The 25132-nt window shown below is 68.9% G+C and carries 21 protein-coding genes; 12 read left to right on the top strand and 9 right to left on the bottom strand.

Annotation, left to right across the window (positions count from 1 at the left end):
* Window positions 1–17: 17 nt before the first annotated feature.
* The 4 genes from E6C72_RS27755 to rimO all read right to left on the bottom strand — a co-directional run bounded on the left by E6C72_RS27755 (window position 18) and on the right by rimO (window position 2316).
* On the bottom strand, window positions 18–269 hold the full coding sequence (locus E6C72_RS27755) for a hypothetical protein (RefSeq protein ID WP_014189516.1): 252 nt from the start codon (window positions 267–269) through the stop codon (window positions 18–20).
* 118 nt (window positions 270–387) lie between these two features.
* Window positions 388–558: a hypothetical protein gene (locus tag E6C72_RS31910; protein WP_169055308.1), complete on the bottom strand. Its 171-nt coding sequence runs from the start codon at window positions 556–558 to the stop codon at window positions 388–390.
* A gap of 68 nt (window positions 559–626) precedes the next feature.
* Window positions 627–974: an HNH endonuclease gene (locus E6C72_RS27750; protein ID WP_109085905.1), complete on the bottom strand. Its 348-nt coding sequence runs from the start codon at window positions 972–974 to the stop codon at window positions 627–629.
* A gap of 22 nt (window positions 975–996) precedes the next feature.
* The gene (gene rimO, locus E6C72_RS27745; protein ID WP_109086032.1) at window positions 997–2316 is read right to left on the bottom strand and encodes a 30S ribosomal protein S12 methylthiotransferase RimO; all 1320 of its coding nucleotides are present in this window, start codon (window positions 2314–2316) and stop codon (window positions 997–999) included.
* Between the two features lie 476 nt (window positions 2317–2792).
* Here rimO and E6C72_RS27740 point away from each other — a divergent pair, with 476 nt between their 5' ends.
* Window positions 2793–3245: a MarR family winged helix-turn-helix transcriptional regulator gene (locus tag E6C72_RS27740; protein WP_109086033.1), complete on the top strand. Its 453-nt coding sequence runs from the start codon at window positions 2793–2795 to the stop codon at window positions 3243–3245.
* Window positions 3246–3311: 66 nt separating this feature from the next.
* Here the strand turns inward: E6C72_RS27740 and E6C72_RS27735 are convergent, their stop codons facing one another.
* From E6C72_RS27735 to dnaE, 3 genes are read right to left on the bottom strand one after another with little or no spacing between them, the layout of a single operon-like run.
* On the bottom strand, window positions 3312–4268 hold the full coding sequence (locus tag E6C72_RS27735; RefSeq protein ID WP_109085906.1) for a DUF1624 domain-containing protein: 957 nt from the start codon (window positions 4266–4268) through the stop codon (window positions 3312–3314).
* Window positions 4265–5167 (bottom strand): hypothetical protein, encoded by a 903-nt coding sequence (locus E6C72_RS27730; RefSeq protein ID WP_109085907.1) that lies wholly within the window; start codon window positions 5165–5167, stop codon window positions 4265–4267. The genes E6C72_RS27735 and E6C72_RS27730 overlap by 4 nt, the downstream gene beginning before the upstream one ends.
* Window positions 5164–8655 carry a DNA polymerase III subunit alpha gene (dnaE, locus tag E6C72_RS27725; RefSeq protein WP_109085908.1) on the bottom strand — a complete coding sequence of 1164 codons (3492 nt, stop codon included), beginning with the start codon at window positions 8653–8655 and terminating at the stop codon, window positions 5164–5166. The genes E6C72_RS27730 and dnaE overlap by 4 nt, the downstream gene beginning before the upstream one ends.
* Window positions 8656–8791: 136 nt before the next feature.
* On the opposite strand from dnaE, the gene E6C72_RS27720 reads away from it, so the two are divergent.
* From E6C72_RS27720 to E6C72_RS27685, 8 genes are all read left to right on the top strand, one after another.
* Entirely contained in the window at window positions 8792–9433 is a 642-nt protein-coding gene (locus E6C72_RS27720; protein ID WP_109085909.1) for a hypothetical protein, read from the top strand.
* Between the two features lie 46 nt (window positions 9434–9479).
* Window positions 9480–9986, top strand: a complete 507-nt coding sequence (locus tag E6C72_RS27715; RefSeq protein ID WP_109085910.1) for a nuclear transport factor 2 family protein — start codon at window positions 9480–9482, stop codon at window positions 9984–9986.
* An 88-nt stretch (window positions 9987–10074) separates the two neighbouring features.
* A complete protein-coding gene (locus E6C72_RS27710) occupies window positions 10075–10956 on the top strand; it encodes an EamA family transporter (protein WP_109085911.1) in 882 nt (293 codons plus the stop codon).
* Window positions 10957–11103: 147 nt separating this feature from the next.
* Window positions 11104–13371 (top strand): hybrid sensor histidine kinase/response regulator, encoded by a 2268-nt coding sequence (locus E6C72_RS27705; protein ID WP_158280164.1) that lies wholly within the window; start codon window positions 11104–11106, stop codon window positions 13369–13371.
* 90 nt (window positions 13372–13461) lie between these two features.
* Window positions 13462–13773 (top strand): DUF2892 domain-containing protein, encoded by a 312-nt coding sequence (locus E6C72_RS27700; RefSeq protein ID WP_109085913.1) that lies wholly within the window; start codon window positions 13462–13464, stop codon window positions 13771–13773.
* A gap of 188 nt (window positions 13774–13961) precedes the next feature.
* A complete protein-coding gene (ggt, locus tag E6C72_RS27695) occupies window positions 13962–15746 on the top strand; it encodes a gamma-glutamyltransferase (RefSeq protein WP_109085914.1) in 1785 nt (594 codons plus the stop codon).
* 234 nt (window positions 15747–15980) lie between these two features.
* A complete protein-coding gene (locus E6C72_RS27690) occupies window positions 15981–16376 on the top strand; it encodes a hypothetical protein (RefSeq protein ID WP_109085915.1) in 396 nt (131 codons plus the stop codon).
* 136 nt (window positions 16377–16512) lie between these two features.
* Window positions 16513–16938 carry a hypothetical protein gene (locus tag E6C72_RS27685; RefSeq protein WP_109085916.1) on the top strand — a complete coding sequence of 142 codons (426 nt, stop codon included), beginning with the start codon at window positions 16513–16515 and terminating at the stop codon, window positions 16936–16938.
* A 31-nt stretch (window positions 16939–16969) separates the two neighbouring features.
* Here E6C72_RS27685 and E6C72_RS27680 read toward each other — a convergent pair whose 3' ends face one another.
* Both E6C72_RS27680 and E6C72_RS27675 read right to left on the bottom strand, forming a co-directional pair.
* Window positions 16970–18031 (bottom strand): HD domain-containing phosphohydrolase, encoded by a 1062-nt coding sequence (locus tag E6C72_RS27680; RefSeq protein WP_109085917.1) that lies wholly within the window; start codon window positions 18029–18031, stop codon window positions 16970–16972.
* Window positions 18028–18582 (bottom strand): response regulator, encoded by a 555-nt coding sequence (locus E6C72_RS27675; protein WP_109085918.1) that lies wholly within the window; start codon window positions 18580–18582, stop codon window positions 18028–18030. Before E6C72_RS27675 ends, E6C72_RS27680 begins: the two co-directional genes overlap by 4 nt.
* 290 nt (window positions 18583–18872) lie before the next feature.
* On the opposite strand from E6C72_RS27675, the gene E6C72_RS27670 reads away from it, so the two are divergent.
* The 3 genes from E6C72_RS27670 to E6C72_RS27660 all read left to right on the top strand — a co-directional run bounded on the left by E6C72_RS27670 (window position 18873) and on the right by E6C72_RS27660 (window position 24989).
* On the top strand, window positions 18873–19595 hold the full coding sequence (locus tag E6C72_RS27670) for a response regulator transcription factor (RefSeq protein WP_109085919.1): 723 nt from the start codon (window positions 18873–18875) through the stop codon (window positions 19593–19595).
* A gap of 223 nt (window positions 19596–19818) precedes the next feature.
* The gene (locus tag E6C72_RS27665; protein ID WP_109086034.1) at window positions 19819–21564 is read left to right on the top strand and encodes a histidine kinase dimerization/phospho-acceptor domain-containing protein; all 1746 of its coding nucleotides are present in this window, start codon (window positions 19819–19821) and stop codon (window positions 21562–21564) included.
* Window positions 21564–24989, top strand: a complete 3426-nt coding sequence (locus E6C72_RS27660; RefSeq protein ID WP_109085920.1) for a PAS domain S-box protein — start codon at window positions 21564–21566, stop codon at window positions 24987–24989. Before E6C72_RS27665 ends, E6C72_RS27660 begins: the two co-directional genes overlap by 1 nt.
* The last annotated feature ends 143 nt before the right edge of the window (window positions 24990–25132 follow it).

Genomic DNA, 25132 nt, shown 5'->3' with positions numbered 1-25132 from the left:
GGGGACGGCGTGGCGGCTCACGCCTCCTGCACGGTTTCGATTTCCGACAGGTCGGACAGGCGGCGGGCCAGCCGTTCGGTGCAGCGGACCTCGAGGATGCCGAAGCCGGCGTTGGGGGCGATGGCGTGGAGGTCGCCGGCCATGCCGTTCTCGCTGGCCAGCCGCCGCACCCGTTCCACCATCGCGTCGCGTTCCGGCCGGCCGGGACGCAGCCCCGGCAGCGGGCGGGTGAAGTGCAGCTTGTAGCGCTTGAAGATCGAGGGGGCCATCAGCTCACGGGTGCGAAGTGGGGGCGGTCCCAGGGTCTATGGTCTGTGGGCGCCGTCCCCCGGATCTCGCACAGGCCGGCGGTGCGATGCCAGCCCGAAAAGGCCGTATTCCAGCAGCCTATTTCTTGGGCTCGACATTCTCCGCACCGGCGCGGGTGCCGCCGAAGCGGTCGGCGCCCTTGGCGTCGGGGGCGTCCGGCTTCTTGTGGTTGCCGGTGTTCTGCTCGCCGTCGGTGTGACGGATGGTTTGTTCGGTGTGGGGCTGCTTGTTGTTCCGCTGGCCGGTCATCGGGGACTCTCCCGTTATATAAGGTGTCCCCTGTCAACCGGATCGGCCGGGATTGGTTTCGCCCGCGCTTACCGTTGCCGTGCGATGGCCTGGGCCACCGCCATCCACAGCCCGTCCTCGTCCGCCGCCCCGTCCGCGTCGCGCAGGGCGCGCAAGGGGGGCCAGACGCCGAGCCGGCTGGAGCGGCGCAGCGCGAAGAAGCGGTCGAGTTCCTCGCGGGTCGGCAGCCGGTCTCCCTTGCGCTGGTTGCAGCGGCGGTGCGCCAGCACGACGTTGGCCGGATCATCGATCCCGCCATAGGCCTGGGGGATCAGGTGGTCGAAGGTGGCCTTCTCCCCCACCGGCCCGTCGCAGAAGAAGCAGCGCCCGCCCTGCTGGACGTCCATCAGTCTGGTGTCGTCCGGCGTGACGGGCATGGCGCTCTCCGGGAAATCAGGGTTACAGGTCGCGCTCGACGCTGCCCCACAAATCATACTCGTCGGCATGCTCGATTGTGACGTCGACCATGTCGCCCGGCTTCAGGCCGGTTTCGCCGTTCAGGAAGACGTTGCCGTCGATTTCCGGCGCGTCGGCGTAGGAGCGGCCGATGGCGCCGTCCTCGTCGACCTCGTCGATCAGCACGCCCAGCGTGTAGCCGACCTTCTGCTGGAGCCGTTCGGCGCTGATCGCCTTCTGCGTCTCCATGAAGCGCTCCCAGCGCTCCTGCTTGACCTCTTCCGGGACGGCGCCGGGCAGGTCGTTGGCGGTCGCACCCTCCACCGGCTCGTACTTGAAGCAGCCGACGCGGTCGAGCTGGGCTTCCTTCAGCCAGTCCAGCATGAACTGGAAGTCCTCCTCCGTTTCGCCGGGGAAGCCGGTGATGAAGGTGGAGCGCAGCACCAGATGCGGGCACTCGTCGCGCCATTTGCGGATGCGGTCCAGCTGCTTTTCCTGGGCGGCCGGGCGGCGCATCGCCTTCAAGACGGTGGGCGAGGCATGCTGGAACGGGATGTCGAGATAGGGCAGGATCCTGCCCTCCGCCATCAGCGGGATGACCTCGTCGACATGCGGGTAGGGGTAGACGTAATGCAGGCGGACCCACAGGTCGAAGTTCGCCAGCTCGTTGCACAGGTCGAAGAAGCGGGTGCGGACCTCGCGGTCGTACCATTTCTCCGTCTTGTACTTGACGTCGACGCCGTAGGCGCTGGTGTCCTGGGAGATGACCAGCAGTTCCTTGACGCCGGCGACCGCCAGCTTTTCCGCCTCGCGCAGGACCGAATGGATCGGCCGGCTGACCAGATCGCCGCGCAGGGACGGGATGATGCAGAAGCTGCAGCGGTTGTTGCAGCCTTCGGAAATCTTCAGATACGCGTAGTGGCGCGGGGTCAGCCGCAGGCCTTCCGGCGGCACCAGATCGGTGAAGGGGTTGTGTGTCGGCGGCACGGCGTCATGCACCGCGCTGACCACCTGTTCATACTGGTGCGGACCGGTCACGGCCAGCACGTCGGGGTGGATCTGCCGGATCATGTCCGATTCCACGCCCATGCAGCCGGTGACGATGACCCGCCCGTTCTCCTTGATCGCCTCGCCGATGGCGTCCAGCGACTCCTTCTTGGCGCTGTCGAGGAAGCCGCAGGTGTTGACCAGCACGACGTCCGCGCCGTCGTAGCTGGGGGAGATCTCGTACCCCTCCGCGCGCAGGCGGGTCAGGATACGCTCTGAATCGACGAGCGCCTTCGGGCAGCCGAGGCTGACGATGCCGACCTTCGGGGCGCCCATGGTCTGGGCGGCGGCCGGCGATGCGGACTTCGGAACGGGGGATGTGGTCATCGCGCGCGTATACCGCCGAATCGAGGATGACGCCAGTGAAAGATGGCGACGACGTGAATCGGCATGGCCGCCATGCCGGTTCCGCCTGGGGATGCCGGACCTGCGAGATCTTGCTCTCCCTTTGTCATCCCTTTGCCAAGCTCAAGCCAATGCGACAATTTGCAACAAAAGGATGAAGTGTTCGAGGTTCCGTTTTCTGTTCGATCCCGCTATTGTATGTGACGGTCTCATGATCGAAGTGGCTGCCGCCTTACAGCGATAGCCGCCAGCCTTTTGATGCGCCCATCGTATAGCCACTAAACTTTATAGAGTGGAAAAAAATGGACTTCGCAAAAGTGCGCGGCGTTGCTGCGGGCCGGATGTCGGTCCGGAACAACGGGGCGTTGGATCGGACGTCGATCGGAGCCGGATCCATCGGAGCCGCCATGGACTTCGCCGAACCGCATCTTGCGGGTGCCGCCTCGCCGCAGGCGATTGCCGACGTGATGCTGCAGATCGCGCACATCGCCGACAGCCTGGGCTATACCCATGGGCTGAAGCCGTCGCAGTGGACGGCGTTGCGCTATTTCGCCGGCGCCAACAACAGCCAGCGCACCGTGTCGGCCTTCGCCGATTTCCATGCCACCACCCGCGGGGCCGCCTCGCAGATGGTCGAGGTGCTGGTCGGCAAGGAGCTGCTGGTCCGCGTGCCGGTTCCGGAGGACCGCCGCGTCACCCAGCTGCACCCGACGCCGAAGGCGCTGGAACTGCTGCGCCATGATCCGCTGAACGATTTCGCCGGCGTCATCGCCGAACTGCCGGGCGACGACCAGTACAAGCTGGCGGAAACGCTGACCAGCCTGCTGCGCGGCCTGCTCGAAAAGCGGCAGTCGGTCTGAACCGGTTCGGTCTGAACCGGTTCGGGCTGACTTGGTTCGGGCCGCCCTCATTCGGTCCGGCCGCCGTCAAGGCTTTCGGCACATCGCGACCGCCTCCTCCAGCCCGCGCTGACCGCGCTCGCTGACCCGGTTGGCGGCGAAGTCCTCCCACAAACCGTTCCGCGCCAGTTCCGACTGCACGCAGCCGCAGTTGGCGGTGCAGGTGGCCCTCGCCACTCCGGCGCGTTCGCAACTCGCCACGCAGGATGCCTGGAAGTCGCGAATGGCGGGCGTCTGCGCCGGCATCAGCTGTGCCGCCGTCCAGGCGATGCCGAACAGCAGCGGCTGGTGCAGCAGATAGACGGCAAGGCTGTGCCGCCCGGCCAAGGCCAGCAGCCGCCCGGCGGGGCCGCTCACCGCCACCCCCTCGCCCAGTCCCGGCCACAGCCGCCCCACCCCGATTCCGGCCAGGACACCGCCGATCCAGGGCAGCAGCGGCACGAAATCGTTGGAGTCCGGCTCCATACTGGTCAGCCCGATCCAGCGCAGCCATGGGCTGTCGAACGGCGCAAAGCCCTGCGTCGTCCCGACCAGAACCGCCGCGGCCGCCACCGCCAGCGTCACCGGGGCGGGCAGGCGGACGAAGGCGAGGCCGATGACGCTCGCCACCGCGATGTGGTGCAGCACGCCGAAGAAGATCGGGCTGTCGGGGAACAGGGCATAGGAGGCCGCCGACACCGCCGCGGCCCCCGCCGCCACCCGCCCCAGCCGGCGCAGGAAGCGCCCCGGATGGAAGCCGTCGCGGGTCGCCAGCACCAGCCCGATGCCGGCCAGCAGCAGGAAGCTCGACAGGATCACCGTGCGGGCGGCCAGCCACAGCGGGTCGCCCAGCAGATCGAAGCCGGCAAGGCCGAAATAGGTGGCGTCCCAGCTGGCGTGATAGGCCGCCATCGCCAGCAGAGCGAGCCCGCGCGCCACGTCGATCGCCGGGCGTCGTGAGGTCCGCGCGAGGCCCTGTTCCGGCGTGATGCCGATTGCGCTCATGATCCGCTCATCCCCACCCCGAAAATCCACCCCTCCTGCCGCCTTGCGGTGTCGTCAAGCCCCGGCGGCGCCCAGATGCGCGGGGTGCCGGCGAGCCAGCGCAGGCCGGCGGCCGACACCAGCGCGTCGCTGTCATGGTCGCTGACCGGCCCCGCCACCTTCAACGGTTGCGAGCCCAGCCGGCGCAGCGCCTCGTCCATCTCGGCGCCGTCACGGATCTTGCGCTGGCCGATGCCGGTGTGCTTCAGGAACAGGCGGGGGTAGATCTCCACCATCACGCTGCGGCCCGGCGCCGGTTCCTCGAACGGCCAGACCGCCAGCCGGCCGGGCAGGGCGACGCGCAGGGCGCGCAGCACCCGCATGCCGGCCAGCGCCCCCTTCCCGACCTGTCTTGACCCGATCAGCTTGTAGGGGCTCTGCGGATGGCCCAGCCCGTCGGCACGGCAGGCCCATTCGGTGGCGCGGTGCGGATCCTCGTACCAGTCCGGCTGCGGCCCGCCATGCCAGAAGCCAACCCCGTGGAGCGGATGGCTGGCGAAGGGGCCGCCGCCGAAGTCGGGCTCCGCGGCGCAGACCTCCTCCACTGCGTCCCACAGGTCGAAGACGGTCGCCTCCCGGCCGGCAAATCCGAGCGCCGCCACCGCGAAAGGCAGGGAGAAGGCGCAGTCGATGCCGACCAATGTTGGTCCGACCGGGGCCGGTTCGCGCGCCAGTTCCGCGCGCAGCCAGTCGAACACCGCCGTCCGTGACCACCAGCCGCCCGGTCCCTCCACCAGCCGGGGAGGGGTATCGCCCGTCCCGCACTCCGCCACCGCGATGCCGGCGTAACGCTTGCCGCGGGCCCCGGACCAGTCGATGGCGATGAAGCGCCCGAAGGCGGGCACCGCCGCTTTGCTCACAGCTCCGCCACCTCCACCACACCCGGCACCGCCTTCAGGGCGGAGCGGCTCTGGGCGGTGATGGTGTAGCTGCCGGGCAGCTCGATCTCGATCTCCTTCAGCGGATCGACCTCCACCAGCACGTTGATGCGGCTCTTGCCGCGCGACAGCCGGTCGAGCGTGGCGCGCAGATGCTCGATCGGGCCGGGGTCGCGCAGGACGACGCGCAGGCCTGCGCTGACCGAGGCGACGGCCTCCTCCAGCGGCCTGATCTCCTGGCAGGTCAGGCGGACCTCTTCGCCGTTCAGCTGGGCGTCCACCGTCATCAGCACCGGGCGGCCGGGCTCCAGCAGGTCGCGGTTGGCGGCCAGCACCTCGGAGAACAGCGTCACCTCATAGCCGCCGGTGGCGTCCGACAGCTCGACGAAGGCGAAGCGGTTGCCGGACTTGGCGGTCTTCTCCTTCTTCGACACCACGATGCCGGCCATCTTGTAGCGGGTGGAACCGCCCTTCGCGATGGCGGTCTGGAGTTCGGCCGAGCGCACCACCTTCATGCGGCCGAGCGGGCCGGAATAGGCGTCGAGCGGGTGGGCCGACAGGTAGAAGCCGATGGCGCCGAACTCGTGCTTCAGCTTCTCCAGCGGTTCCCAGTCCTTGACCTTGGGCATCTCGGGTTCGGGCAGTCCCCCGCCCCCGCCGCCAAAGAGGTTGCCGATGCCGCTGTCGCGCTCCGCCGCCTCCGCCTGGGCATAGCGGATGATGGTCTCCAGCGCGGCATGGACCTGGGCGCGGTTGGGGTTCAGCCCGTCGAAGGCGCCGGCGCAGGCGAGATTCTCCAACTGGCGCTTGTTGATGGTCTTCAGATCCAGGCGGCGGGCGAAGTCGAACAGGCTCTTGAACGGGCCGTTCTTCCGCCGCTCCTCGACCACCGCCTTCATGGCGGGCAGGCCGACGCCCTTGACGGCGGCCAGCGCGTAGCGCACCGCCTTGGTCCCGTCGGCCAGCTGCTCCACCCCGAAGATGGAGTCGGACCTGTTGATGTCCGGCGTCAGCAGCCTGATGCGCAGGCGGGCGAGTTCCTGGCGGAAGACGTTCAGCTTGTCGGTGTTGCCGAGGTCGAGCGTCATCGACGCCGCCATGAACTCCACCGGGTGGTTCGCCTTCAGATAGGCGGTGTGGTAGGCGACCAGGGCATAGGCGGCGGCGTGGCTCTTGTTGAAGCCGTAGCCGGCGAACTTCATGACCTGATCGAAGATCATGCTGGCCAGATCGGCCTTGACGCCGCGCGCCTCGGCGCCGTCGCAGAAGATCTTGCGCTGGTTGTCCATCTCCTCCTTGATCTTCTTGCCCATGGCGCGGCGCAGAAGATCGGCGCCGCCCAGCGAATAGCCGGACAGCACCTGGGCGATCTGCATGACCTGTTCCTGGTAGATCATGATCCCGAAGGTCTCCTTCAGGATGCCTTCCAGGCTGTCATGCATGTAGTCGGCTTTTTCCTCGCCGTTCTTCACCCGGATGTATTTCGGGATGTTGTCCATCGGGCCGGGACGGTAGAGCGACACCAGCGCGATGATGTCCTCCAGCCGGTTCGGCTTCAGCCGGCGCAGCACGTCGCGCATGCCCGAGCTTTCCAGCTGGAACACGCCGGTCGCCTCGGCGCGGCTGAGCAGCTGGTAGCTCTTCTCGTCGTCGAGCGGGACGGTGGTCAGGTCCGGCTTCTCGGGGATCAGGTCGACCGCCGTCTTCAGCACGGTCAGCGTCTTCAATCCCAGGAAGTCGAACTTCACCAGACCGGCCTGTTCGACATATTTCATGTTGAACTGGGTGACCGGCATGTCGGAGCGCGGGTCGCGGTAGAGCGGCACCAGCTCCTGCAAGGGGCGGTCGCCGATCACCACGCCGGCGGCATGGGTCGAGGCGTGGCGGTAGAGGCCCTCCAGCTTCAGCGCGATGTCGATCAGGTGACGCACGGTCTCGTCGCCGTCGCGCGCCTGCCGCAGCATCTCCTCGCTGTCCAGCGCCTGCTGCAAGGTCACCGGATTGGCCGGGTTGTTCGGCACCATCTTGCAGATCTTGTCGACCTGCCCGTAGGGCATCTGCAGGACGCGGCCGACGTCGCGCAGCACGGCGCGCGCCTGGAGCTTACCGAAGGTGATGATCTGGGCGACGCGGTCGTAGCCGTACTTGTTCTGGACGTAGCGGATGACCTCTTCGCGGCGATCCTGGCAGAAGTCGATGTCGAAGTCGGGCATCGACACGCGTTCGGGGTTCAGGAAGCGCTCGAACAGCAGGCCGAAGCGCAGCGGGTCGAGGTCGGTGATGGTCAGCGCCCAGGCGACGACGGAGCCGGCGCCCGATCCGCGGCCCGGACCGACGGGGATATCGTGGTTCTTCGCCCATTTGATGAAGTCCGACACGATCAGGAAGTAGCCGGGGAACTTCATCTTGACGATGACGTCCAGCTCGAACTCCAGCCGCTCGAAATAGGTCTTGCGGGTCTCCGCCCGCTGCTCCGGCGTCATCTCCGGGGTGTAGACGACCTTCTCCAGCCGCTCTTCCAGGCCGGCGCGCGACTGGGCGCGCAGCTCGTCGTCCTCGGTCCGGCCGCCTTCGCAGGCGAACGGCGGCAGGATCGGCTTGATCGGCTTCAGCAGGAAGGAGCAGCGCCGGGCGATGGCGACGGTGTTGTCCAGCGCCTCCGGCAGGTCGGCGAACAGCAGCCGCATCTCCTCCGCCGACTTGAAGCGGTGGTCCGGGGTCAGGCGGCGGCGGTCCTCCTGGCTGAGATAGGCGCCCTCGGCGATGCAGAGCAGCGCGTCGTGCGCCTCGTACATGTCCTCGGTGGCGAAATAGCAGTCGTTGGTGGCGACCAGCGGCAGGTCGTGCGCGTAGGCGAGGTCGATCAGCGCCGGCTCGACGGCGTTCTCCACCGTGGCGAAATGGCCGCGCCCGCCCTCGTGCCGCTGCAATTCGACATAGAGGCGGCCGGGGAACAGCCGTTTCAGCCGCTCCAGAACGTCGAGCGCCAGATCCTTCTGCCCCTCGTGCAGGAGCCGGCCGAGGGAGCCGGCGGGGCCGCCGGTGAGCGCGATCAGCCCGGCGGAGCGCCCCTCCAGCGCGTCGAGCGTCACCTGCGGGCCGGCCAGCGGGTCCGATTCCAGGAAGGCCTTGGACACCAGCGCGGTCAGGTTGCGGTAGCCCTCCTCGTTCTGGCAGAGCAGGACGAGCTGGTCGGGAGTGGCCGCCGCCTTGCCGGGCAGGCCCGGCTTCGTCTGGGCCGGGCCGACGCGGGTGATGCCCAGCACGGTGCCGATGATCGGCTGCACGCCGGCATCGGATGCCGCCAGCGCGAATTCCAGCGCGCCGAACAGGTTGCCGGTGTCGGTGACCGCGACGGCCGGCATCTGCTGCTTCAGGCAGAGCTTGACCAGCTCCTTCACCTTGATCGCACCTTCCGACAGCGAATAGGCGGAATGGACGCGCAGGTGGATGAAGTCGGCGTGGGGCATGGCAACCGGGGGTCTCGCTGCGACAGGGCCCCTGGTTCTAGCACAGCCGGGACGGTTCCCGCGACGGTCGCGCGGGGGCATGCGAACGTGGTATGGAAGTCGCCGCATCACGTTCAGGGATGGGGAGGACGCCGCGATGGATCGGCCGCACCTTGCACCCGTCGTCCGACTGCGGCCGGCCCTGCGGGGCCGCCGTGACGTCCGGGCGGCGACGCCTTTGGCCCTTCTGGCATGCTTGGCGCTGGCGCTGTCCGCCTGCGAGACCGTGCCGCCGCCGCCGGCCGCAGCCCCATCCGCGGCCGCTCTGCCGGATGGGCCGGTCAGGCCCTTCAGCTCCGGCAAGGGTTGGACCGTCACCATCCACACGCCCCCGGGCGACAAGAGCTTCTGCGTCGCCGAACGCGGAATCGCGGTCGGGCAGAACGCCGCGCCGCGCCTGACCTTCCGCACCGCCGCCGCCGAATCCGGTTTCATCCTGTCCGGCTTCACCCCGTCGGACAGCGGGGCGACGGTGAAGCCCGGCGAACGCTATGACCTGACCGTCACCTCCGACCTGGGCTCGCGCCTGTCCCTGAGCGCCCGCGGGCTGCCCAACGGCAGCCTCTATGTCGCGGTGCCGACCAAGGGGTATCTGGAGGAGATGGAGCCGCTGGCCCGCGCCCACCGCGTCAGCTTCCGCAGCAGCGGCCTGGGGGAGATCGGCACGATGCTGCTGTCGGGATCGTCCTGGGCGATCAACGCATCGGACGAATGCCGGATCCTGCACGCGGAGTCGTGACCGGCGGATGCGCGGCCACGCGTCTATCGAAGGGAGGAACAGGACGATGAAGAGAGCTTTCGTCGCTGCGGTGGCTTTGGCCGCCGTGCTGACCCAGCCGCTGGCGGCCCGACCGGCGGCGGCGCAGGAGGCGGTCGTGCCCGTCGGCGATGCCGAGGCGCTGTTCACCAGCCCCGACCCGGCCCTGAACGCCAACAAGCAGGTGGTTTACGGCATCATCCGCGATCTGCTGGAGGCGGGGCATTGGGAGATGGCCGACCGCTATCTCAGCGAGGACTACATCCAGCACAATCCCAACGCCGCCAGTGGCCGGGCCGCCGTGGTGGAGTATTTCACCAAGGTGCGTCAGGTGAAGCCGCAGCCGATCCCCGCCAAGCTGAAGACGCCGATCGTCAGCGTGACGGCCGAGGGCGATCTGGTCGTCGTCGCCTATCCCCGTCAGGTCACGGATCCCAAGCATCCGGCCGGCGGCTACAGCACCACCTGGTTCGACATGTGGCGGATCCGGGACGGCAAGGCGGTCGAACATTGGGATCCGGCCCTGTTGCCATAGGCCGTGCCGGTCGTCGCGCGGCTGCCCTGCGGCCGGCGCAGGGTCGATGGATTGACCCTTCCATCGGCCAGCCGTTAGCCTTCCGATCATGCGCGCTTCCCACATTCTGCTCGCCGTGGCGGTCGCCGCGGTCTGGGGCTTCAACTTCGTCGCGATCAAGGTCGGATTGCGCGATTTCCCGCCGCTGCTCTTCTCCTGCCTGCGCTTCGCGCTGGCGGCGCTGCCGGTGGTGGTGCTGGGCTGGGGCAAGGGGCCGCCGGTGCCCTGGCGCTATGTGGTCGGCATCGGCGTGATGCTGGGCGTGGTCAAGTTCCCGCTGCTGTTCCTCGGCATCGATGTCGGCATGCCGGCCGGGCTGGCTTCGCTGGTGTTGCAGGCGCAGGCCTTCTTCACCGCCATCTTCGCCGCCTTCATGCTGGGCGACCGGCCGGGGCCGCGGCAGGTCGGCGGCATGGCGGTGGCCTTCGCCGGCGTCGGGCTGATCGCGCTGGAGATGCCGGCCGGCGATTCGCTGCTCGGCCTCGGCCTGACGCTCGCGGCGGCGGCGGCCTGGGGCGTGTCGAACATCGTGATGAAGCAGGCCAAGGCGCCCGACCTGTTCAGCCTGATGGTCTGGGTCAGCCTGATCCCGCCCTTGCCGCTGCTGGCGATGTCGCTGGCGCTGGAAGGGCCGGACCGCATCGTCCACGCCTTCACCACCCTGACCTTCGTCGGGGGCGGCTCGCTGGTCTACATCGCGGCGGCGGCGACGCTGTTCGGCTTCGCCGCCTGGGGCTTCCTGATGCGGCATTATCCGGCGAGCCTCGTCGCCCCCTTCTCGCTGCTCGTCCCCATCTTCGGGATGAGTTCCAGTGCGTTGCTGCTGGGCGAGACCTTCACCGCGGCGAAGCTGGCCGGCGGGCTCCTGGTCTTCGCCGGGCTGGCCCTGTCGGTGCTGAAACTGCCGGCTCCGGCCCGCGCGCGGGCCTGACGGCACCGGCATTGGTCAAGGTCCTATTGACCTCGATGAGCTTGACGAGGCGCTATGCCGTCCGGATCATTCCGGCCGATCAGTGCGTCACTAAACCATAGGCAGGCCTTGCTCTCTTCCGACAGGACCGCGCAGCCGGACGGCGGGATGCCGACTCCGCCGATCCGGCATTGGCTGGCCCATCTGCGCGCCAGCCGGCCTCTGCGCGTCCTGCTTCTGATCGGCGGGCTGTCGGTCGGCGTGCTGCTGGCGGCGACGATCCATTACATCGACAGCATGCGCGACCGCGAGCTGGAGGGGGCGGAGCGCGAGCTGTCCACCCTGAACCTGTCGCTCGCCGAACAGACCGCCAGCGCGACGCAGAGCGTCGATCTGGTGCTGACCACCATCATCGAGCAGCTGAAGTCGGACGGCATCGACACGCCGGAGGAGTATGTCCGCCGGCTGGGCGGACGCGACACCCACCAGATGCTGCGGGCGCGCATCACCGGCCTGCCGCAGCTGGACGCGGTGACGATGATCGCGGCGGACGGGCATCTGATCAACTTCTCGCGCTATTACCCGATACCGGCGGTCAACGTCTCCGACCGGGATTATTTCGCCTATCTGCGCGACCACGACACCACCGACCCCTACATCAGCGAGCCGGTGCAGAACCGCGGCAACGGCAGCTGGACCGTCTATCTCGCCCGCCGGGTCAGCGGGCGGGACGGCAGATTCGTCGGGCTGGTGCTGGGCGCCATCGAACTCAGCTATTTCGAGCGGATTTACAAGGCGTTGCAGCCCGATGGCGACGGCAGCATCAGCCTCTGGCGGCGCGACGGCATCCTGCTGGCCCGCCATCCGGCGCTGCCGGACATCGGCCGGCCGCTGGGCGGGCGCCAGTTCCTGAAGGTGCTGGAGCACACAAGGGCGGGCGTCTATCTCTCCGCCGGCGGGTTGAGCGACGGCGCCCGTCTGGTCGCGACGCAGGCGCTGGCCGACTATCCGCTGGTCGTCAACGTCACCCGCAAGCTCGACGCGGTGCTGAAGGAATGGCGCATCCAGGCCTGGACCATCGGCGCCGCCAGCACCATCGGCATCGCGGCGCTGCTGCTGTCGCTGTGGGCGCTGGCCCGCCAGTTCAGCGCCTACGAGGCGGCGACCCGGGCGATGGACGCCGCCCGCCGCGCGGTGGAGGGGCGGGAGCAGGCCGAGCAGGCCCTGCGCCAGAGCCAGAAGATGGAGGCGATCGGCCAGCTGACCGGCGGTGTCGCCCATGATTTCAACAATCTGCTCCAGGCGATCGGCATCAACCTGCACGTCATCGACAGCCGCACCGACGACGAACGCATCTCCGGCCCGGCGCGGCTGGCCTTGCAGGCGGTGGAGCGTGGGGCCACCCTGACCCAGCATCTGCTGGCCTTCTCGCGCCGGCAGCAGCTTCGTCCCGTTCCGGTCGACGTCGCGGCGCTGGTGGAACGGACCAGCCGGCTGCTCGGCCGCACGCTTGGCCAGTCGGTACGGATCGAGGCCGAGGTGGCGCCCGGCCTGTGGCCGGCGATGATCGACCCCACCCAGCTGGAAATGGCGGTGCTGAACCTGGCGCTGAACGCCCGCGACGCCATGCCCGGCGGCGGCACGCTGTGGATCCTGGCAAGCAACCGCACCGTCGGCAATCAGATGGCGCGCAATCAAATGGAAGGCAATCAGGCGGCCGGCACCGGTCGGCTGCCGGTGCAGGTGGAGGGGCTGGACGCCGGCGACTATGTGGTGCTGCGGGTGCGTGACACCGGCACCGGCATGCCGGCCGATGTGGCGGCCCGCGCCTTCGAGCCCTTCTTCACCACCAAGGAGGTCGGACGCGGCACCGGGCTGGGCCTCAGCATGGTGCATGGGCTGGCGACCCAGTCGGGCGGCGCGGTGGAACTGGACAGCCGGCCGGGGCTGGGCACCACCGTGACGCTCTATCTGCCGCGTGCCCGTCAGCCGGCGGAGGCGCCCGCCGCGCCGCCCGCCCCATCGCCGGGGACGGGAAATTCGCCGAATGCGGTCGCAATGGGAACCGGCTGCGCCGTCCTGCTGGTGGATGACGAGGAGCTGGTGCGCGGCGCCACCGCCGGCTATCTGGCAGAGGCGGGCTTCGCGGTTCGCGAGGCGGCCGACGCGGCGGCGGCGCTGTCGCTGCTCGACGGCGGCTTCCGGCCGGACGTGATCGTCACCGACCATATGATGCCGGGGATGACCGGGCTGGACATGGCCCGCACCCTGCGCGCCCGTCGGGACGGCACGCCGATCCTGATGGTCACCGGCTATGCCGAGGATCTGACCTCCACCGCCGCGGCGCAGGAGGTGGCGCTGACCGTGCTGTCCAAGCCGGTCGAACCGTCGCGGCTGGTCCGCTTCATCCGCGACATGGCGGCGGTGGAGGGGTGACCACCTTCCGGAGGGCTGACCAAGGGAACCCGGACGGGCATCACGGCGTTGGAAGGGCCATCCTCAATCCCTTCAGCCTCCGGAGCAGCCATGAACGCCCAATCCACCATCCGCAATGCCTATGACAGCGTGTTTGAAGGCCACACCAACCTGGGCATGGGCGAGCGCATCGTCTCGACCGGTCTCGGCCTCGCTGTCGCGGCGGGCGGGCTGCGCAAAGGCGCAAGCATTCCCGGCGCCATCATGGGGCTGGTCGGCGCCGCCCTGGTCGCCCGCGGCATGAGCGGCCATTGCCCGCTCAAGGAACGGCTGTCCGGTGGCCAGCAGGACCGGCTGGGCCATGGCGGTTTCTATGGCGAGTCGCGTGACATGGACCATGCGCGGATGGCGGAGACCCACTGATCCGCCGGGCGGCGGCTCCCATCCATTCACGAAACGCCGCCGCGCCGTTAACCCTGATGGTGAATTGTTGGGCGGACCAGCCACGAAGGGAAGACCGGGCCATGCGGGTGTGCCATCCTGCGCAACCCGGTCTGCCGGCTCCGGCCCGCAGCCCTCCGGGTTGTCGTCCCGCTCAGGAGATCCACCGCATGTGGTTTGCCGCTTTCCGATCCCGTTCCGCCATTGCGGCAATGGCGGCGCTCTGCGTCGGCTCCGCCTTGGTGCTGCCGGTGCCGGTGCTCGCCCAGAAGGCTGCTGCTCCGGCCCTGGCGCCGGCATCGGCTCCGGTCCGCTACGACATCGGCTACAATGTCTTCTATCCCGTCCGCGGCCAGAACGGGATGGTCGCCTCCGAACACCGGCTGGCGACCGAGATCGGCGTCGAGATCCTGAAGCGTGGCGGCAACGCGGTCGATGCGGCGGTCGCCGTCGGCTTCGCCCTGGCGGTGGTGCTTCCGAATGCCGGCAACATCGGCGGCGGCGGTTTCATGGTCGTCCATGACGCCAGGAGCGGCAAGGACGTCGCCATCGACTTCCGCGAGATGGCGCCGGCCAAGGCCTTCCGCGACATGTATCTGGACCAGGAGGGCAAGGTCGTTCCCGACCGCTCGCTCTACACCCATCTGGCTGTCGGCATCCCCGGCACCGTCGCCGGGCTGGCCCATGCGCTGGAAGGATACGGCACGATGACGCTGGCCGACGTGCTGGCCCCGGCGATCAGGCTGGCGCGCGAGGGCTATGCTGTCACTCCGCAGCTGGCCGGGCTGCTGGAGGTCGAACGCGACCACCTGGCGGCGTGGGACGCCACGAAATCCATCTTCTTCAAGGACGGCCGGCCGCTGACCGCCGGCGAGACGCTGGCCAACCCCGACCTCGCCAACTCGCTGGAGATGATCGCCCAGCAGGGACCGAAGGCCTTCTATGAAGGCGCCATCGCCGAGAAGATCGCGGCGGAGATGGCCAAGCATGGCGGCTACATCACCAAGGAGGATCTCAAGGCCTACAAGGTGGTTGAGCGCGAGCCGGTCAGCGGCAGCTACCGCGGCTATACGGTCAAGTCGATGCCGCCGCCCAGCTCCGGCGGCACCCACATCATCCAGATGCTGAACATCCTGGAGCGCTGGCCGCTGAAGGATTACGGCCCCGACAGCGCCAAGTCGATCCACCTGATGGCGGAGGCGATGAAGCTGGCCTACGCCGACCGCTCCGAATATCTGGGCGATCCCGACTTCACCAAGGTGCCGGTGAAGGGGCTGACCTCGCGCAAATACGCCGACGAGCTGGCGGCCAGGATCGATCCGGAGAAGGCGACACCGGCCGGCAGCATCAAGCCCGGCAAGCCGGCGCCCTATGAAAGCGACCAGACCACCCATTTCTCGGTGGCCGACAACCAGGGCAACGTCGTCAGCACCACCTATACGCTGAACCTCAATTTCGGCAGCGGCATCGTCGCCGAGGGCACCGGCATCCTGCTGAACAACGAGATGGACGATTTCTCGGCCAAGCCGGGCGTTCCCAACGCCTTCGGTCTGGTCGGCGGCGACGCCAACGCCGTCCAGCCCTTCAAGCGGCCACTCAGCTCGATGTCGCCGACCATCGTGCTGAAGGACGGCAAGCCCTGGCTGGTCACCGGCAGCCCCGGCGGCAGCCGCATCATCACCACCACCATGGAAACGGTGATCGACCACATCGACTTCGGCATGAACCCGGCCGAAGCCGCCGCCCTGCCGCGCGTCCATCACCAGTGGACCCCCGACGAGCTGCGGGTGGAAAAGGGCCTGAGCCCCGACACCGTCCGCCTGCTGGAGGGGATGGGCCACAAGGTGGCGGTGAAGCCGACGATGGGCCGCACCCAGACCATCCAGCTGCGCGAGGACGGGCTGTACGGCTATTCCGACCCGCGCAACCCCGATGGCATGACCCTGGGATATTGAAAGGATTATTGACCGCAGGGAGCTGGCCGAAAGGAAAGAAGGACGCCCGGCGACGGCCGGGCGTCACAATTCCCGTGTACAAAGAAAAAGCGGCGTGCTTTGGTAACCTTTGATCCGCCGTTCCGGGCGGCGCAGGGCCCAAGGGCTCGTGCCCGTTCCGGGAAGGCAACGGAACAGTTGGATTAAGGCGGGCCTGTCGGTTAGCCTTTGCAGGAGTGAACCGGAGCATTTGCCGTGGACAAGGCCTTGGTCGAAAAGAACCGCGAGTGGACCTATCAGCGTGAAGGAAAGCAGCCCGTCACCATCCGGGTCGCCGATTTCGAGCGCGAGGGGAAGCGCATCGTCGCTTTCCTGGAACAGACCGACATCGCCAAAGCGGCCGGGTCGCCCCAGCCGGCCGTGAATGACTGGCCCCGCATCGCCGAGGCCTATGCGAAGGAACAGGGCGTGTCGCTGAGCGACATCTATTGGTACGAGCTGCATCCACGCCGCTTCGCCAATGGCCGCCCCAACGTGTCGGAATACCGCCCCGGCATGGCCGAGTGGCGCTTCGAGACCAGCATCCCGCTCGCCCGCGCCATCGTCGAGCAGCTGGGCTTCGACCCCGACAATCTGCCGCTCGACATCTGACGGTCCCGCATACGGCTCCCGCGCGCAGCCTCTGTGATGCGCCGCGGAGCCGGTGTATGATGCCGGCATCGGCCAGGCGGCCGGCGGGCCAAGCGTTCGATGGGACGGTTCCGTCGCCGCGATGGGGAGACAGAGGATGAAGACGGTGCGGAGGGCGATCGCCCTGGGTGCTGCGATGCTGGCGGTTGCGGCCGCAGGTGCCGTGATGTCGGTTCCGGGTGCGGCGCAGGCGCGCGCCTCGGTGTCGGTCGGCATCGGCGTCGGACCGGTTTTCCCGGCCTATGGCTATTACCACCCCTACCGCTACTATTACGCGCCGCCTCCGCCGGTGGTGCAGTATTACGCGCCCCCGCCGGTCATCTATGCGCCGCCTCCGCCGGCGGTCCAATATTACGCGCCGCCCGCTGCGGCCGGCGTCGACCCGGCCGGACCGGTCTATTATTCGCGCAGCGGTCAGCAATGCCGCGAATACCAGAGCCGCGCCATGGTCGGCGGCCGCTCGCAGCCGGTCTACGGAACCGCCTGCCTCCAGTCCGACGGGACGTGGCGCATCGTCAACTGAGTTTGCCTCGGTGGTGAGGGCTCTTCGGCCCTCAGGCTTCCCCCGGGATCAGGTCCGGCAGTTCGTCGGCATTCTCATGGTGGATTCTGCACACCTCGTCCCAGCGCGACAGGAAGGCGTCCAGCAGCGCCGGATCGAAGTGGCGCCCACGGTTTTCGACCATGTAGGCGCGCGCCTCCTCCAGCGTCCAGGACCGCTTGTAGGGGCGGGTGGAGGTCAGGGCGTCGAACACGTCGGCGATGGCGACGATGCGGCCGGACAGCGGGATGGCGCTCCCGGACAGGCGGTTGGGATAGCCATTGCCATCAAATTTCTCATGGTGGCTGAGCGCGATCTCCGACGCCAGCCGCAGAAGCGGGATGGCGCTGTCCGCCAGGATGCGGTGGCCGATGGTGGCGTGCTGGCGCATCACCGTCGTCTCTTCCGGCGTCAGCCGGCCCGCCTTCAGCAGGATCATGTCGGGGATGCCGATCTTGCCGATGTCGTGCATCGGCGCCGCCTTCATCAGCTCCTGCGCGAAGGCGGCACCGCAGCCGGCCGCTTCGGCGATCAGCCTCGAATAGAGCGCCATCCGCTCGATATGGGCGCCGGTTTCGGGATCGCGGTACTCGGCGGCGCGCGACAGGCGGCTGACCAGCTCCTCCCCCTGGCGCTGGAGGGCGGCGGTCACCCGCTCCACCTCGGCGGCCAGCAGGGCGGCGCGGTCGCGCAGCAGGGCGCGGCTCTGGCGCAGGGCCAGCAGGTTGCGCAGGCGGGCCTGCACCTCCGGCACGATGATCGGCTTGGTCAGGAAATCGCTGCAGCCCTCGTCCAGCGCCCGCACGCGGATGTCGACCGCCGTGTTGGCGGTGATCATCACCACCGGCACGCTGTCCAGATGCGTATCGTCGCGGATGTGACGCAGCAGATCGATGCCGTCCATCTCCGGCATCATCTGGTCGAGAAGGATCAGGTCCGGCTCGTTCCCGCGCAGCCATTCGACGGCGTCCAGCGGGTTTTCCATGGTCACCGGCTCCGCATCGTCCAGGCGGCGGACGATGGCGGCCATGATGAACAGGTTCGTGCGGTCGTCGTCAACGATCAGGATGTTCATCCCGCGACATTCCCCTTGGCATCGGCCCCCTTGGCATCGGCCCCCTTGGCATCGGCCCCTTTGGCTTCCGTCCCCTCGTCCGCCGCCCCCCTGCCTTCCGCCGCCTGCCGTCCGGCGTCCCGGCGCATGGCGACCAGCCGGTCGGCTTCCGCCAGCAGGGCCTTCAGGTCGACCGGCTTCTCGAACGCCGCCTCCGCTCCCAGCAGGCGGGCCATACCCGGCAGCTCCAGCCGCAGGCGCAGGCTGCCGCCGGTCACCGCGATCAACGGCGGGCGCGACTGTTGTGCCTTCAGCCGCAGGATGATCTCGTAGCCGTCGGCCTCCGGCATGATGATGTCGGTCACCACCAAATCCACCTGATGGGCGGTCAGGATGTCCAAGGCCGCATTGCCGTTCTCCGCCTCGTGGACGGTGTAGCCGGCGCGTTGGAAGGCGATGCGCACCATCCCGCGGAAGTCGGGATCGTCGTCGACCAGCAGGACGGACGGCGCGGCTTCGGTCGTGGGAGAGGAGGCGGGCCGGGCCCGCATCTCGTAGAGGGTCATTTCCATGGGTGCCGCTTCCGTGGTCCGCCGCCCGACCGGCGGGTCGCGCCGGAAAGAAATCGCAATGGTTCAGCATATCCGGCCATCGCCGTGTGTACCCGCGGCGTCTGGGATAGCAGGGGCGGGAAATGGGATAGCGGGGATATTATCCCGCGGCCGGGGAAATATGATTCGTCAGGCAAATATGACTGACGTGAAATATGGCGAGGCCACGAAAACTTAAGATTTCGTCCGACACAATAGGGAATGTTGATACTATGGGATGAGCGGTTGCCGAGGGTGGCGGAGGCTGGTTGATGAAGATCTTGGTGGCGGACGACCATCCCCTGTTCCGGGACGCGTTGGAGCTGTCGATCCGCCAAGCCTGGCCGGATGCCGAGATCGGCTGCATCGGCTCGCTGCTTGAATTGCCGTCCGTCCCGGCGTCGGTGGACGGCATGGACGGCGCCGTCTTCCGCTATGACCTGATCGTGCTCGACTGGCGGATGCCCGGCGCGGAGGGCGGCAATCCGATCAGCGTTCTTCGCCAGGCCGGTGTCCTGGGGCCGGTCGCCGTCGTGACGGGGGCGGAGGATGCGCTCACCGCCCTGGAGGTTCTGCGCTGCGGCGCCGAAGCCTTCCTTCCGAAGACCACGCCGCGCCGCATCCTGGCCCAGGCCCTGCGTCTGGTGGCCGAAGGCGGCAGCTTCGTGCCGAAATGCGTGGCGCTCGACCTGCTGCACATGAGCGACCTGTCGCTCGACGACGACGAGGCGGAAGAGGCCGATGCGCCGTCGCTGGAGGGGGAGGGGGCGCCGTCCTCGCCCCTGACCGACCGGGAACAGCAGGTGCTGTCGATGCTCGCCACCGGCGCCACCAACAAGGAGATCGGCCGGCACCTCACCCTTCAGGAGGTGACGGTCAAGCTGCACACCCGCCGCATCCTGCGCAAGCTGGGCGCCCGCAACCGCACCGACGCCGTGCGCCGGGCCCAGCAGGCCGGCCTGTTATCGCGAAGCCTGGACGAAGCGTCACCCTGACAGGGAAATGGATAGGGCGGGTCGGACAGGGAAGCCCGGCGAAGGGAAGAGAACCGGAAGCAAGCCGGCGACTGTGCATGTTTCCGGTCGGATTACCGCATAGGGCTGGTCCCAGCAGCACGACGCCAGCCCTTCTGTTATGGTGGCGCTCTTCGGTCATACGCCTTTATCCAGCGCGGCAGAGACGGGCGTGACAGCAATGGGGCCGCATTCCGAGTCGCCGATGAGCCCATCCGACCATTCCCTGTCCGGTCCGCGAACAGGCCGCGCCGCACCCGTTTTCGCTGCGTCCGCCTTTGCCGCCCCTGTCCTTGCCGCAGTGGGTGGAGCGGCGCTGTTTCTGCTGTCGGCACTCGCCTCGCTGCGCGAAGCCGCACCCTGGGCGCTTCCCCTGACGGCCGCCGCCAGCGGCGCGGCGGCCGGGCTGGCGCTTCTATCGGCCCGAAGCGCCGGACGCCGCGCGGCTCCCCGGGATCAGGCGCCGCCCGGTTCCGCCCTGCCGTCCCCGTCCTTGTCCCCATCCTCGCTCCTGTCGCCGCCCTTGCCGCAGCCCGTCCTGCCGTCCATGCCGGCGACGCCGCCGGCCGCGGAGTGGGCTGCCGGGGCCGCCGTCCGCATCGCCGCGCTGGAAGAGGCGCTGCGCGACAAGGACAGGCAGGCGGCCGAGCGGCTGCGCGGCCAGCAGCTGGCGGCGATGGATGCCCGTGCCGAGCTTGCCAGCGCCATCGTCCACGATGTGAACAACGCGCTCGGCGCGGTCTCCGGCTACGCCGATTTCCTCGCCAGCGATCTTCCGGCCGGTTCGCCCCAGGCGGACTATGCCAACCGCATCGTCACCGCCGTCGACCGTGCCCGGCCCGGCCTGCGCCGGCTGGTGACGGCCGCGCGGATGGAGGCGGCCCCGATGAAGCCCGAACGCGCCGCCGGCATTCTGGACGAGGCGGCGATGCTGCTGCGCGCCGTTCCGGCGCCGCCGGGCAGCCTCGCCGTCCGCCACGACACCGGCACGCCCGATCCACTCTGCAACGCCGATCTGCTGGCGCGGACGCTGGCGGGGCTGGCGGCGGAGATCCTCGCCGCCACCGGCCGGGCCGGCGATGCCCGGCTTTGCCTGCGGGCCGCGGCCGATCCCTCCGATGCGTGCGTCTCCGGTCTGGCGGAGCAGGACGATGCCGCCGCCGGTTGGGCCGTCCGCCCGCTCCTGATGCCGCACCCGGGGCCGCACACCCTGTTCGAGCTGCGCGTCGACGGCCCGCCGCCGGCCGATGACGTGCTGTCCATGCTGGTCGATCCCCTGCTGTTCGCCCGCGCCTGCTACCGCCGGGGCCAGTCCGGCCGTGGGGACGGCGCCCATTGGCCGGCGGCCCTGCTGACCGCGCGGCTCCATGACGGTGGGTTGAGCCTGCTGACCCACCCCGCCGAAGGCACGGTGGTGCGGCTGTATATTCCCGCCGCGCCCGTTCCGCTCCGCTCCTCCCGGCCGCCCGTGCTGGCGCAACCGGCGCCGGCTCCGGTGAAGCCCAGCCTCGCGCCGGCCTGCAAGGTTCTGGTCGTCGACGCCGACCCGACCTCGGGCGACCGCTTCCAGACCGGGCTGGAGCGGCAGGGGTTCGAGGTGTCGGTCTGTGACGACCTTCGCGATGCACTGGACGTCGTCACCGACGAACCGGGATTCTTCGACGTGGTGGTCGTCGGTCCGGGGTTGAGCGCGCTTCCCGCCGGTCTGGCGCTGGCCGGCCGTCTGAAGGCGCTGAGGCCGGACCTGCCTTGCGTGCTCTATGCCGCGGCGGGCGCGGGGTCTCCGGGAGCGGCGGCCGCCCCGCTTGAGCCCGGGGAGGGAGCGGCCGACCTTCTGCTGCCGCTGCCCGTCGATCTGCCGCGGCTGGCGCGCGGGGTGGCGGCGCTTGTCGCCGGCGGCCAGGGAAGTGGCCAGGGAAGCGGAGACGCGATGACCGGAGAGCGGCGCTGATGGGCGGGCGCCTTCACCTGCATGGTTTCGTCATCGCCGTCTGGACGGCGACCCTGGTGATCGCCGCGGGATTGTGGGCGGCTGCCCTGACGCTGGCCCATTACGACGATGCCGAGGCGATGGCGCGGGCCGAGCGTGACAGCGGCAATCTTGCCCGTGTCGTCGCCGAACAGGCGACCCGGACGATCGCCGAGGCCGATCAGATCCTGCTGTTCCTGATCGACGACTACCACGAGCATGGCGACATCTGGACTGCGGGCATCTCCCAAATGCTGCGGCAGGCGGTCGAGCGGTCGGGCATCCTGGTCCAGCTGGCGGTGATCGACTCGCATGGCGATTTGATCCACACCAGCGTAGAGGACACGCCGGTCCGCATCCATCTGGCCGACCGCGAGCATTTCCGCGTCCATGTCAACAACCCGTCCGCCGGACTTTTCATCGGAAAGCCGGTGTTCGGCCGGGCATCCGGCAAATGGTCGATCCAGCTGACGCGGCGCGTCAACAACAGCGACGGCAGTTTCGCCGGGGTGCTGGTCGCCTCGATGGACCCCTTCTATTTCAGCCGCTCGCTGGAGGATCTGGACGTCGGCCCCAACGGCGTGGTGTCGATCATCGGCACCGACGGCATCCTGCGCGCCCGCTCGCTGATGAACGACCGCATCGTCGGCCGGGACGTCAGCGAGTCGCCGACCCTGCTGCTGGCCCGCCGCCAGCCCACCGGCTTCGTGCGCTCCGCCAGCGTCATCGACGGCATCCCGCGCCTGCAATCCTTCCGCACCCTGACCTCCTATCCGCTGATCGTCACCGCGGCCTTCGACGAGGGCTCGTTCCTGGCCGACACCCGCAAGCGCCAGCGGGTCTATCTGCTGGCGGCCACCGCGTGCAGCGCCGGGTTGATCGGGCTGGCGCTGCTGGCGACGCGGCAGACGGCGCGGCTCGCCGCCCTGGCCCGAGAGCTGGCCCGGAGCGAGGAGCGCTTCCGCGATCAGGCGGAGACCGCCTCCGACTGGTTCTGGGAGATGGACGCCGACCTGCGTTTCTCCAATCTGGCCGGGCCGCTGGTTCCGCATGTCGTCAACGGCACGCTGCCCATCGGCCTCCGGCGGGAGGACGTGGCGCTGCGCGAGCCGGGGGACGCCGCCAAGTGGGAGAATCACCGTCGGATGATGGAGCGGCGGGAGCCGTTCCGGAACTTCCGCTACCGGGTGATGACGGCGGCGGGCCTGCGCTATTTCAGCGTCAGCGGCCGCCCGATCTTCGACGAGACGGGAAATTTCCGCGGCTATCGCGGCTCGGCCACCGACATCACCGAGCGCGAGCTGGCCGCCAACCGGCTGGCCTCCAGCGAGGCGCGCTACCGCGCCATGTTCGAGGCGGTCGGCCAGCCGATCATCACCATCGACGAGAACGGGACGATCGACGCCTTCAACCGGGCGGCGGAACGGCTGTTCGGCTACCGCGCGGCCGATGTGGTCGGCGGGCCGATGACCCGGCTGATGCCGAGCGCCGTCGGCGCCGTCCATGACGGGCTGCTGGCCACCTATTGCGAGAGCGATGCCTCGGTCCCGCGATCGGAGATGCGGGAGCTGACCGGCCGCCGCAAGGACGGCAGCGAGTTCCCGCTGGAGGCGACGCTGGCCGGCTGGCGCGAGGGCGACCGCCGCTACGTCACCGGCGCGCTGCGCGACGTCACCGCCCAGCGCGAGATCGAGGCCAGCCTGCGCCGCGCCAAGGAGGCCGCCGATCAGGCGAACCGCGCCAAGGGCGAGTTCCTGGCGACGATGAGCCACGAGATCCGCACGCCGATGAACGGAGTGCTGGGCGCACTCGCCCTGGTGGAGGGGCCGAACCTGAACGAGGAGCAGCGCCAGCTGCTGGACGTCGCCAACCGGTCGGGCAACGCGCTTTTGCAGATCATCGACGACATCCTCGACCTGTCGAAGCTGGAAGCCGGCAAGGCGGAGGTCGAGCCGGTGGATTTCGAGCTGCGCGCCGTGCTGGGCGACAGCATCGACCTGCTGGAACCGACCGCCTGCGGACGCGGCCTGATCCTGACGCGGGAGGTCGACCCCGCCGTGCCCGAGCGGGTGCGCGCCGACCTGCGCCGCATCCGGCAGGTTCTGGTCAATCTGGTCGGCAACGCGCTGAAATTCACCCACCGCGGCGGCGTCGCCGTGCGGGTCGGGCTGGACGGAACCGGGACGGAGGCCGGTTCGGCAGGGGCGGCCGGCGGCCGCTTCTTCCTGCGCTTCGAGGTGGCCGACACCGGAATCGGCATTCCGGAGGACGTGCAGCCCACCCTGTTCCGCCGCTTCACCCAGGCCGACAGTTCCACCACGCGCCGCTTCGGTGGCACCGGGTTGGGGCTGGCGATCAGCCGGGAACTGGTGACGCTGATGGGCGGACGCATCGGCGTGGTCAGCGCCGAGGGCAAGGGCAGCACCTTCTGGTTCACCGTCCGCTGCGAACCCGCCGCCGATCCGTCTGCCGGCGTGCTGGCCGTGCCCTGCGGCCCCGAGCCCGTGGCGGGAACCGGGACGGCCGAATGCCGGACGGGGCAGTCGGCGGGTCTGCATGTGCTGGTCGCCGAGGACAACGAGATCAACCGCGACATCGTCGTCACCATGCTGCGCCGCGCCGGCCACCGCGTGACCGCGGTGGAGGACGGGCTCCAGGCGGTGCGGCTGGTGGAGGAGGGCGGATTCGATCTTGTCCTGATGGATGTGCAGATGCCGGTGATGGATGGGGTCACCGCCACCCGCCACATCCGCACCATGCCGGGCGAGGCGGGCCGCCTGCCCATCGTGGCGCTGACCGGCAACGTCATGCCCGGTCACCGCGCCGAATATCTCGCCGCCGGCATGACCGCCTATCTGACCAAGCCCATCGTGTCGGCCGATCTGTTCGACGTGCTGGCGTCGGTGGTCAACGCGCGGATGGCGGGCGATACGGAGGAGGGCGGCATGCCGCCGCAACAGGCTGCCCTGCCGCCCGTCCCGTCCCCCGCTCTCCTGCCGGAGGCGGAGCTTTGGCGTGCGGCGCCGCTGATGGATGGCGGGCAGGCCGAGTCGCTGCGCGCGGTGATCGGGGAGGAGGCCTGGACGCGGACCGTGGCCGCCTTCCGGCGGACGGTGGACGACAGCGTTGCCGCCATCCGCGATGCGGCCGGACAGCCGGTCGAGGGGGGCGATCTGCCGCTGGTCCGCATCGCCCACACTCTGAAGGGAACGGCTGCCAACATCGGTGCCGTCCGTCTCAGCCGTCTCGCCTCGCTGCTGGAGCAGCAGGCGCAGAGCCATGGCGGCTGGGCCGCCGACGATCCCCATTGCGGGGCGCTGAGCGGTGTCGCCGAAGCCACGTTGGAGGTGCTGTCCTCGCAGTTCCAGCCGGCCGACGAGGCCGCCCGGGAGCAGGAGACAGCCTGACGCAACGAATACTCCGCCGGCTGTTCCTTTGTTTCCGAAGCAGTTTCACAGAATTTCTCAAGATGAAATCCGGATTATTATCACACAATTGGTCACACTTAAGCCTTTCCAGTGACGAAATTATTTGTGTAGTCTATGAGAAA

The sequence above is a fragment of the Azospirillum sp. TSH100 genome (assembly GCF_004923295.1).
In the GTDB taxonomy this organism is placed as follows: domain Bacteria; phylum Pseudomonadota; class Alphaproteobacteria; order Azospirillales; family Azospirillaceae; genus Azospirillum.
Note: the sequence above shows the minus strand (reverse complement) of the source record. Positions and strands in the feature narration are given on the sequence as shown.

Coding starts and splice junctions, on each gene's coding strand:
- E6C72_RS27755 (WP_014189516.1), bottom strand. CDS start 269: ATGGCCCCCTCGATCTTCAAGCGCTACAAGCTGCACTTCACCCGCCCG.
- E6C72_RS31910 (WP_169055308.1), bottom strand. CDS start 558: ATGACCGGCCAGCGGAACAACAAGCAGCCCCACACCGAACAAACCATC.
- E6C72_RS27750 (WP_109085905.1), bottom strand. CDS start 974: ATGCCCGTCACGCCGGACGACACCAGACTGATGGACGTCCAGCAGGGC.
- rimO (WP_109086032.1), bottom strand. CDS start 2,316: ATGGGCGCCCCGAAGGTCGGCATCGTCAGCCTCGGCTGCCCGAAGGCG.
- E6C72_RS27740 (WP_109086033.1), top strand. CDS start 2,793: ATGGACTTCGCCGAACCGCATCTTGCGGGTGCCGCCTCGCCGCAGGCG.
- E6C72_RS27735 (WP_109085906.1), bottom strand. CDS start 4,268: ATGAGCGCAATCGGCATCACGCCGGAACAGGGCCTCGCGCGGACCTCA.
- dnaE (WP_109085908.1), bottom strand. CDS start 8,655: ATGCCCCACGCCGACTTCATCCACCTGCGCGTCCATTCCGCCTATTCG.
- E6C72_RS27720 (WP_109085909.1), top strand. CDS start 8,792: ATGGATCGGCCGCACCTTGCACCCGTCGTCCGACTGCGGCCGGCCCTG.
- E6C72_RS27715 (WP_109085910.1), top strand. CDS start 9,480: ATGAAGAGAGCTTTCGTCGCTGCGGTGGCTTTGGCCGCCGTGCTGACC.
- E6C72_RS27710 (WP_109085911.1), top strand. CDS start 10,075: ATGCGCGCTTCCCACATTCTGCTCGCCGTGGCGGTCGCCGCGGTCTGG.
- E6C72_RS27705 (WP_158280164.1), top strand. CDS start 11,104: ATGCCGACTCCGCCGATCCGGCATTGGCTGGCCCATCTGCGCGCCAGC.
- E6C72_RS27700 (WP_109085913.1), top strand. CDS start 13,462: ATGAACGCCCAATCCACCATCCGCAATGCCTATGACAGCGTGTTTGAA.
- ggt (WP_109085914.1), top strand. CDS start 13,962: ATGTGGTTTGCCGCTTTCCGATCCCGTTCCGCCATTGCGGCAATGGCG.
- E6C72_RS27685 (WP_109085916.1), top strand. CDS start 16,513: ATGAAGACGGTGCGGAGGGCGATCGCCCTGGGTGCTGCGATGCTGGCG.
- E6C72_RS27680 (WP_109085917.1), bottom strand. CDS start 18,031: ATGAACATCCTGATCGTTGACGACGACCGCACGAACCTGTTCATCATG.
- E6C72_RS27675 (WP_109085918.1), bottom strand. CDS start 18,582: ATGGAAATGACCCTCTACGAGATGCGGGCCCGGCCCGCCTCCTCTCCC.
- E6C72_RS27670 (WP_109085919.1), top strand. CDS start 18,873: ATGAAGATCTTGGTGGCGGACGACCATCCCCTGTTCCGGGACGCGTTG.
- E6C72_RS27665 (WP_109086034.1), top strand. CDS start 19,819: ATGAGCCCATCCGACCATTCCCTGTCCGGTCCGCGAACAGGCCGCGCC.
- E6C72_RS27660 (WP_109085920.1), top strand. CDS start 21,564: ATGGGCGGGCGCCTTCACCTGCATGGTTTCGTCATCGCCGTCTGGACG.